The following is an 8,312-nucleotide window of genomic DNA, read 5'->3' as shown; positions in this document are numbered from 1 at the left end:
CGCACCGCGGCCCCGCGCCCCTTGTGGGCGCGGGGCCGCCGCGTCATCCGTCCAGGCCGCCCTGTTCGCCGTCCTCCTCGCCGCCGCCCCCGGTGTCCGGGGGCTCGACCGGTGGCGTCGTGGCCGGGTCGGAGGGCTCCTCCGTCGGCGGTTCCTGAGTCGGTTCCTGCGTCGTCGGTTGCTCCGTGGGTTCCTTCGTCGGCTTCTTCGTCTTCGTCGGCTTGCTGGTGGGCTGCGTCGTCGGCGTGCTCGGCGTCACCGGGTCCTCGGTCGGCGTGGGCGGCACCGTCGGCTCGACGCCCGCGCCCTGGTCGGTGTCCAGGTCGAACTTGCTGACCTCGCCCATCGCGTTGAAGGTGTACGCCGCCCAGATCCGGGCGGGGAAGCTGCCGCCGGCGACGCGGCCCTTGCCCGGAAGCTCACCGGTGGCGCCCTGCATCGTCACCTGGGCGCCGGTCTTCGCGTCCTCGCCGAACATGCCGACCGACGTCACCAGATTCGGCGTGTAGCCGACGAACCAGGCCGACCTGTTCTTGTCGGACGTACCCGTCTTGCCCGCGACCTGCTGACCGTCACGGGCCGGGTTCTCGCGCACCGAGGTCCTGGCCGTACCGTCGTCGACCACGCCGGTGAGCACCGAGGTGACGGTGTCGGCCGCCTCGATGCTGATGACCTGTTCGCCGATGGGGTCCGGGAACTTGACCAGACGGTCCTTGTGTTCGGCCGACTTGACCACGGCGGGGGTGACCTTCCTGCCGTGGTTGTCGAGGGTGGCGTACACCCCGGCCATCTCCATCGGGCTCGCGCCCATCGAGCCGAGAGTCTGCGCGGGCACGGCCTCCATGCCCTCGGTGTCCATGCCGAGCTCGCCCGCGACCTCCATGACCTTCTCCATGCCGACGTCGACGCCCATCTGCGCGAAGACCGAGTTGATGGACTTGTTCATCGCGGTCTGCACGGTGACGTCGCCGTAGTCCTCGTCGTCCTCGTTCGGCGGCGCGAACCCGACCTTCTTGCCGTCGTCCTCGACGGGACGCTTGCTGGTGCCGTCGTAGATGGTGTTCGCCGCGATCGGAGTGCCGTCCTGCGTCTCGGCGTCGTCCTCCAGGGCGGCGGCCAGGATCACCGGCTTGAAGGTGGAGGCCGGCTGGTAGTCGCGGCGGGTCGCGTTGCTCCGGTAGTGCTTGACGTAGTCCACGCCGCCGTAGAGAGCGACGACCTTGCCCGTCTTCGGGTCGACGGAGACGGCGCCGGCCTGGATGTCGCCGTCGACGGGACGCTTGTCCTCGTCCAGCTTGCTGGTGAGCTGCGTCTTGACGGACTTCTCCAGCTGCGTCTGCTTCTTCTTGTCGACGTTCAGGGTGAGCGTCCAGCCGCCCGCCGTGACCTTGGCCTCGGCGTCCTCCATGTCGGAGGCGCTGCCCTGGGCGACGAGTTGCTTCTCCAGCGCGAGGTTGGCCGCTTCCACCAGATAGCCGGTCTGCCCCTCCATACCGGGCGCGCCCTGGGGCGGCTTGGGCACGGGGAACTTCATGCCGTCGCGCTTGGAGGAGTCCAGCCACTTCTCCTCGACCATGTTGTTCAGTACGTAGTTCCAGCGCTGCTTGACCAGTTCCTTGCCACTGTCCGTGGCGACCGCCCAGTCGTACTGGCTCGGGGCCTGCAACAGCGCGGCGAGATAGGCGCCCTGCTCCACCGACAGCTTGCGGGCGTCGACGCGGTAGTACGCCTGGGCCGCGGCCTGGATGCCGTACGCGCCGCGGCCGTAGTAGCTGGTGTTGATGTAGCCCGCGAGGATGTCGTCCTTGGACGTCGTGCGGTCCACCTTCAGCGAGATGACCAGTTCCTTGAGCTTGCGCGTGACGGTCTGGTCCTGCTCGAGGTAGTAGTTCTTGACGTACTGCTGGGTGATCGTCGAACCGCCCTGCTTGCCCTTGCCGGAGAGGGTGTTGAGCAGACCGCGGGCCGTGCCCTTGAAGTCGACGCCGGCGTCTTTGTAGAACGACTTGTTCTCGGCGGCGACGAAGGTCCTCTGGACGGGCTTGGGCACCTCGGCGAGGTCGACGAGCTCGCGGTTGACCTTGCCGGTGCGGGCGAGGACCTTGCCGTCGCTGTACTTGTAGATGTTGCTCTGCTGCGTCGCCGCGGCGTTGCCCTTGGGGACGTCGATCATCAGGTACAGCACGACGAAGGCGGCCATGCCGAGCAGACAGAGGCTGAAGAACGTGCCCAGGATCTTCTTCCAGGTGAAGAACCGGCGTATGCCGCTGCCCCCGGAGGAGCGCTTGGGCGCGGCGCGGCGGCCACCGCGCTGCCGCGCTCGTCTCTCGTCCGCTCTTCCCATGGGTCCGTTCCGCTCCGCTTCGCTCTAACCGCTTCAATTCCCTTGCGTCACACAGGTGTGCCGCTGAGGCCAGCTCAGAAAGCTAACACCACGCGTTGTGACAAAGGTCAGTCGATCCAGCCTTTTCCGGACGTGACAATCAGCACCCGGTCCTAAGAAAACGACGAGCCAGAGGGTTGGAAGGTTGCCGCGAAGGGGTAAAGTGATATCACTTAGCTAGACCAGAGCTAGCTGAGAAGCCGAACAGTGGGACTACGACACGGGGGACCATCCATGTCCATGGACGACTCGGCGGCCGTCGCCGACACACCCGAGATGCCCGCGCCGCGCGTGCGGGAGTTCACCGCGCACAGCATCGGAGGCGGACTCGCGCTGCTGCTGGGCCTGTTGGGGCTTTTGCTGGGCGCCGGGATGATCGTCGGCGGCGGCACGGTGGGCTCCACAGGCGGCAGGGCCGCGCTGATCACCCTCGGCGTCCTCGTCGGCCTCGCGGCCTTCACAGCGATGTGCGGACTGAACATGGTGGCACCGGGCGAGGCCCGCGTCGTCCAGCTCTTCGGCCGCTACCGGGGCACGATCCGCGAGGACGGACTGCGCTGGGTGAACCCGCTGACGTCACGCACGAAGGTCTCGACGCGTGTACGCAACCACGAGACCGCCGTCCTCAAGGTCAACGACGCCTACGGCAACCCGATCGAGCTCGCCGCCGTGGTGGTGTGGAAGGTCGAGGACACCGCGCAGGCCACCTTCGAGGTGGACGACTTCCTGGAGTTCGTCTCCACGCAGACCGAGGCGGCGGTGCGTCACATCGCGATCGAGTACCCCTATGACGCGCACGACGAGGAGGGCCTGTCGCTGCGCGGCAACGCGGAGGAGATCACCGAAAAGCTCGCCGTCGAGCTGCACGCGCGCGTGGAGGCCGCCGGGGTTCAGATCATCGAGTCGCGCTTCACGCACCTCGCGTACGCGCCGGAGATCGCCTCGGCGATGCTCCAACGGCAGCAGGCGGGAGCGGTCGTGGCGGCGCGGCGGCAGATAGTGGACGGGGCGGTCGGGATGGTCGAGGCCGCGCTCACCCGGATCACCGAGCAGGACATCGTGGAGCTGGACCCCGAGCGCAAGGCGGCGATGGTGTCGAATCTGATGGTGGTGCTGTGCGGTGATCGCGCGGCGCAGCCGGTCCTCAACACCGGGACTCTTTACCAGTGACGACTCCCTCCGAGGGGCCCTCCCCCAAGCGGCGGCCTCGGCCGCAGCAGCGCAAGCAGGTGCTGCTGCGGCTGGATCCGCTGGTGTACGAGGCACTGGCCCGCTGGGCCGGGGACGAACTGCGTTCGGCCAACGCGCAGATCGAGTTTCTGCTGCGCCGCGCTCTCGCGGAGGCCGGGCGGCTGCCGGGCTCGGCCGGGCCGATCGCCCGCCGGGGGCGGCCGCCCGCGTCCGGAGAGGCCGAGGAGTAGAGGAACCGGAACCCCGCGCGGCCTTCGGCCCCCAGGCCTCCGCATCGGCCGGCACCACCCCCTCAGCCATGTAGCAGTACCGTGACAATCACGGCTGACCTGCGCTCCCTTGCGCCCCGAGGCCGACCTATGCACGGCGCGTATACATGCGGTGTATACGCCGCGTGTAGAGTCCGCTGTCATGTCCATCGGTCACACACTTCTAGGGCTCCTGGAGTCCGGCCCGCGCCACGGTTACGACCTGAAGCGGGCCTTCGACGAGAAGTTCGGTCACGATCGGCCACTGCACTACGGCCAGGTCTATTCGACGATGTCCCGGCTCCTGAAGAACGGCCTCGTGGAGGTCGACGGGATCGAGGCGGGCGAAGGCCCCGAGCGGAAGCGGTACGCGATCACCGAGGCGGGTGTCACCGATGTCCAGCGGTGGCTCGCGACCCCGGAGAAGCCCGAGCCCTACCTCCAGTCGACCCTCTACACCAAGGTCGTCCTCGCCCTGCTCACGCACCGGGACGCGGCCGAGATCCTCGACACTCAGCGCTCCGAGCACCTGCGCATGATGCGGATCCTCACCGACCGCAAGCGCAAGGGCGACCTCGCCGACCAACTGATCTGCGACCACGCCCTCTTCCACCTCGAGGCCGACCTGCGTTGGCTGGAACTCACCGCCGCACGGCTGGGCAAGCTCGCCGAGGCGGTGGTCCGATGACCCCCGCAGGCGCCCTGCTCGCCGCCCACGACCTGCGCAAGGCGTACGGCCCCACCAACGCCCTCGACGGCGCCGAGTTCTCCATCCACCCGGGCGAGGTCGTCGCCGTGATGGGTCCCTCCGGCTCCGGCAAGTCGACCCTGTTGCACTGCCTCGCCGGCATCGTGCCGCCGGACTCGGGCTCGATCCTCTACAACGGCCACGAGATGGCGACCATGAGCGACGCCCGGCGCAGTGCGCTGCGCCGCTCGGAGTTCGGGTTCGTCTTCCAGTTCGGGCAACTGGTACCGGAGTTGACCTGCGTCGAGAACGTCGCGCTTCCGCTGCGGCTGAACGGCACCTCCCGCAAGGAGGCCGAGCGCACCGCCCTGTCCTGGATGGAGCGACTGGAGGTCGACGGCCTCAGGGGCAAGCGGCCCGGCGAGATCTCCGGCGGTCAGGGGCAGCGGGTCGCCGTGGCTCGTGCCCTGGTCACCAACCCGCGCGTGCTGTTCGCCGACGAGCCCACCGGCGCGCTCGACTCCCTCAACGGCGAACGCGTGATGGAACTGCTCACTGAGGCCGCCCGGTCCGCCAACGCCGCCGTCGTCCTCGTGACGCACGAGGCGCGCGTCGCCGCGTACTCCGACCGCGAGATCGTCGTCCGCGACGGGAAGTCGCGGGACATGGAGCGCATCGTATGAGGGTGCGTCAGTGGTCCAGGGACCTGGGCATGGGAGCCAAGTTCGCGTTCACCGGCGGCCGCGAGGGCTGGAGCCGGGTCCTGCTGACGGCGGTCGGCGTCGGCCTCGGTGTGGCGTTGCTGCTGCTGACCACGGCGATCCCGAGCGCGTTGGCGGCGCGGGACGACCGCGCGCACGCGCGCGGGGACTTCACGTACAGCGAGATGAAGACGCCCAAGGGCGACAACACCGTCCTGGTCGGGAAAGTGGACACCACATACCGCCAGCGCGACGTCCGCGGGCGGGAGTTGCAGCCCGAGGGGGTACGGGCACCGCTGCCGCCGGGGGTGACGAAGTTCCCCGAGCCGGGTGAGATGGTGGTCTCCCCCGCGCTCAAGGAACTGCTGGAGTCCGGCGACGGGAAACTGTTGCGGGAGCGGGTGCCGTACCGCGTCGTCGGGACCATCGGCGAGAGCGGGCTCATCGGTTCGCAGGAACTCGCCTACTACACGGGCGGCAAGCAGCTCGCCTCGAAGGCCGACGGCGGCAGGGTGGCCCGCATCACCGATTTCAGCGAGGGGGAGACCTATCCGTCGGACGGGCTGGATCCCGTGCTGATCCTGCTGATCCTGGTCGTCTTCGTGGTGCTGCTGACGCCGGTCGCCATCTTCATCGCGGCAGCCGTGCGGTTCGGCGGCGAGCGGCGGGACCGCAGGCTCGCCGCCCTCCGGCTCGTCGGCTCCGACAGCCATATGACGCGGCGGATCGCCGCCGGCGAGGCACTCGCGGGCTCCGCGCTCGGGTTGGTCTTCGGCGCCGCGTTCTTCCTCGTCGGCCGTGAGATAGCGGGCTCCGTCGAGTTCTTCGGCGTCAGTGTGTTCCCCAGCTATCTGAACCCGTCGCCCGCGCTGGCCGCCCTGGTCGCGGTCACGGTCCCGGTGGCCGCGGTGCTCGTCACCCTGTTCGCGTTGCGCCGGGTGGTCATCGAGCCGCTCGGTGTGGTCCGCACGGCGAAGCCCGCGCGGCGCCGGCTGTGGTGGCGGCTGCTGCTGCCGCTGGGCGGGCTCGCGATGCTCTACCCGATGATGGGGCAGGGGAAGAACAACGGGGAGTTCAACGAGTACCTGGTGACCGGCGGTGTGGTGCTGCTGCTGATCGGTGTCACCGCGCTTCTGCCGTGGATCGTCGACGCGGTCGTCGCACGGCTGGGCTCAGGCAGTGTCTCCTGGCAACTGGCGGTCCGCCGACTTCAGTTGAGCGGCGGCACGGCGGCCCGCATGGTCAACGGCATCGCGGTGGCGGTGGCCGGCGCGATCGCCCTGCAGATGCTGTTCTCCGGGGTGCAGAGCCAGTACACGGAGCCGTCGCCGCAGGACCTCTCGCGGGCGCAGATGCAGGTCACCGTGCCGAGCGCGACCCCGCTCGCCTCGGCCGCCGAACAGTTCACGCGGACCAAGGGCGTACGCGACGTCATGGCGTTCTCCGAAGGATGGCTCGGCGACCGGCGGAAGGACCCCAACCGCTCGTCCTCGGTGGCCGTCGGCGACTGCGCCGCCCTGCGCGAGGTGGCCGCCCTGCCCTCCTGCCGCGACGGCGACGTCTTCGCCCTCCAGGGCGGGGAGTACGACACCGACACCCCCAAGCTGGCCGATTCCGGCCGGACCCTCTACATCGACCCGGGCTACGACGACGGCGAACGGGGCAAGCAGGTCGCCTGGACCGTACCGCGGGCCCTGAAGCAGGCCGAGTCGCGCACGGACCCGACCGGGACGAAGCGCGGGGGCTTCCTGTTCACGCCGAGCGCACTGCCCGCCAAGGCAGGGCCCGCCCTCCGCGGACAGGTCTACCTCAAGCTCGACAGCTCCGTGCCGGACGTCTACGACCTCGTACGGAACACGGCGGCGAAGATCGATCGGTACGGGGACCCCATGGTGTGGACCTCCGGCGAGCGCAGCGATGCATACTCCTCCATCCGCACCGGCCTGTTCGTGGGCGCGGCCTGCGTCCTGGCGCTGATCGGCGCGAGCCTGCTGGTCTCCCAGCTGGAGCAGCTGCGTGAACGCAAGAGGCTGCTGTCGGCCCTGGTCGCCTTCGGCACCCGGCGCCGCACGCTGAGCCTGTCGGTGCTGTGGCAGACCGCGGTCCCGGTCGGGCTCGGTCTGGCGCTGTCCGCGGTGGTGGGCCTCACCCTGGGCACGGTCCTGCTGAAGATGACCGACGTCCCGGTCTCGGTGGACTGGGCGAGCGTGCTGTCCATGACCGGCATCGGCGCGCTGGTGGTGCTGGCGGTGACCCTGCTGAGCCTGCCGCCGCTTCTGCGGATGATGCGGCCGGACGGGCTGCGCACCGAGTAGAGGGGGCGGGGGGGGGTCAAGGGGCGCGGGATCCGCACGAGCCGCACGAGCCGCACGACCCGTACGACCCGTACGGGCCATGGTCGCGGCGCTCCCCGGAGCGCCGCGACCGCTACCTGGGTAAATTCCATGTCATGGCCCTCGACGAGCTGAAGTCCGCGATTCCGGACTACGCGAAGGATCTGCGACTGAACCTCGGTTCGGTGATCGGCGACAGTGGGCTGCCGCCGCAGCGGTTGTGGGGGACGGTGCTGGCCTGTGCGATCGCTTCGCGGTCGCCGCGTGTGCTGCGGGAGTTGGAGGAGGAGGCGAACGCGAGGCTCTCTCCCGAGGCCTACACCGCGGCCAAGTCCGTCGCCTCGATCATGACGCTGAACAACGTGTTCCACCGCACGCGGCATCTGCTCTCCGATCCGGAGTACGGGACGTTGCGGGCCGGTCTTCGCATGAACGTGATCGGCAATCCGGGGGTCGACAGGACGGACTTCGAACTGTGGTCCCTGGCCGTGTCCGCCATCAACGCCTGCGGTCAGTGTCTCGACTCCCACGAGCGGGTGCTCCGCAGGGCGGGGGTCGAGCGGGAGACCATCCAGGAGGCGTTCAAAATCGCCGCGGTGCTCCTGGCCGTCGGGGTCACACTGGACGCCGAGGCGATCCTCGCGGAGTAGCCTCCGGGGGCTGGGCTGCTTTTCCTCGCCCCCGCCGCCCCTACCCGTCCCATCCCATACCTGGGGGCTCCGCCCCCAGACCCCCGGAATCGGCCTGACGGCCTCGTCCTCAAACGCC

At 69.3% G+C, this 8,312-nt stretch carries 7 protein-coding genes; 6 read left to right on the top strand and 1 reads right to left on the bottom strand.

Annotated features, from left to right (window positions below):
* Positions 1 to 43 precede the first annotated feature (43 nt).
* Positions 44 to 2,344, bottom strand: coding sequence for a transglycosylase domain-containing protein (locus tag FGD71_RS10580; RefSeq protein ID WP_119100153.1), 2,301 nt, complete (start codon positions 2,342 to 2,344; stop codon positions 44 to 46).
* 273 nt (positions 2,345 to 2,617) lie between these two features.
* Between FGD71_RS10580 and FGD71_RS10575 the strand changes: the two genes are divergently transcribed.
* From FGD71_RS10575 to FGD71_RS10550, 6 genes are all read left to right on the top strand, one after another.
* Positions 2,618 to 3,553, top strand: a complete 936-nt coding sequence (locus FGD71_RS10575) for an SPFH domain-containing protein (RefSeq protein WP_119100152.1) — start codon at positions 2,618 to 2,620, stop codon at positions 3,551 to 3,553.
* Positions 3,550 to 3,804, top strand: a complete 255-nt coding sequence (locus FGD71_RS10570) for a type II toxin-antitoxin system antitoxin (protein WP_119100151.1) — start codon at positions 3,550 to 3,552, stop codon at positions 3,802 to 3,804. Before FGD71_RS10575 ends, FGD71_RS10570 begins: the two co-directional genes overlap by 4 nt.
* A gap of 181 nt (positions 3,805 to 3,985) precedes the next feature.
* Positions 3,986 to 4,510 (top strand): PadR family transcriptional regulator, encoded by a 525-nt coding sequence (locus FGD71_RS10565; protein WP_119100150.1) that lies wholly within the window; start codon positions 3,986 to 3,988, stop codon positions 4,508 to 4,510.
* A complete protein-coding gene (locus FGD71_RS10560; RefSeq protein WP_119100149.1) occupies positions 4,507 to 5,193 on the top strand; it encodes an ABC transporter ATP-binding protein in 687 nt (228 codons plus the stop codon). The genes FGD71_RS10565 and FGD71_RS10560 overlap by 4 nt, the downstream gene beginning before the upstream one ends.
* Positions 5,190 to 7,526: an ABC transporter permease gene (locus tag FGD71_RS10555; protein ID WP_119100148.1), complete on the top strand. Its 2,337-nt coding sequence runs from the start codon at positions 5,190 to 5,192 to the stop codon at positions 7,524 to 7,526. Before FGD71_RS10560 ends, FGD71_RS10555 begins: the two co-directional genes overlap by 4 nt.
* A gap of 134 nt (positions 7,527 to 7,660) precedes the next feature.
* Positions 7,661 to 8,194, top strand: coding sequence for an alkyl hydroperoxide reductase (locus FGD71_RS10550; protein ID WP_119100147.1), 534 nt, complete (start codon positions 7,661 to 7,663; stop codon positions 8,192 to 8,194).
* The last annotated feature ends 118 nt before the right edge of the window (positions 8,195 to 8,312 follow it).

Source organism: Streptomyces sporangiiformans, from assembly GCF_005768555.2.
Taxonomy (GTDB): domain Bacteria; phylum Actinomycetota; class Actinomycetes; order Streptomycetales; family Streptomycetaceae; genus Streptomyces; species Streptomyces sporangiiformans.
Note: the sequence above shows the minus strand (reverse complement) of the source record. Positions and strands in the feature narration are given on the sequence as shown.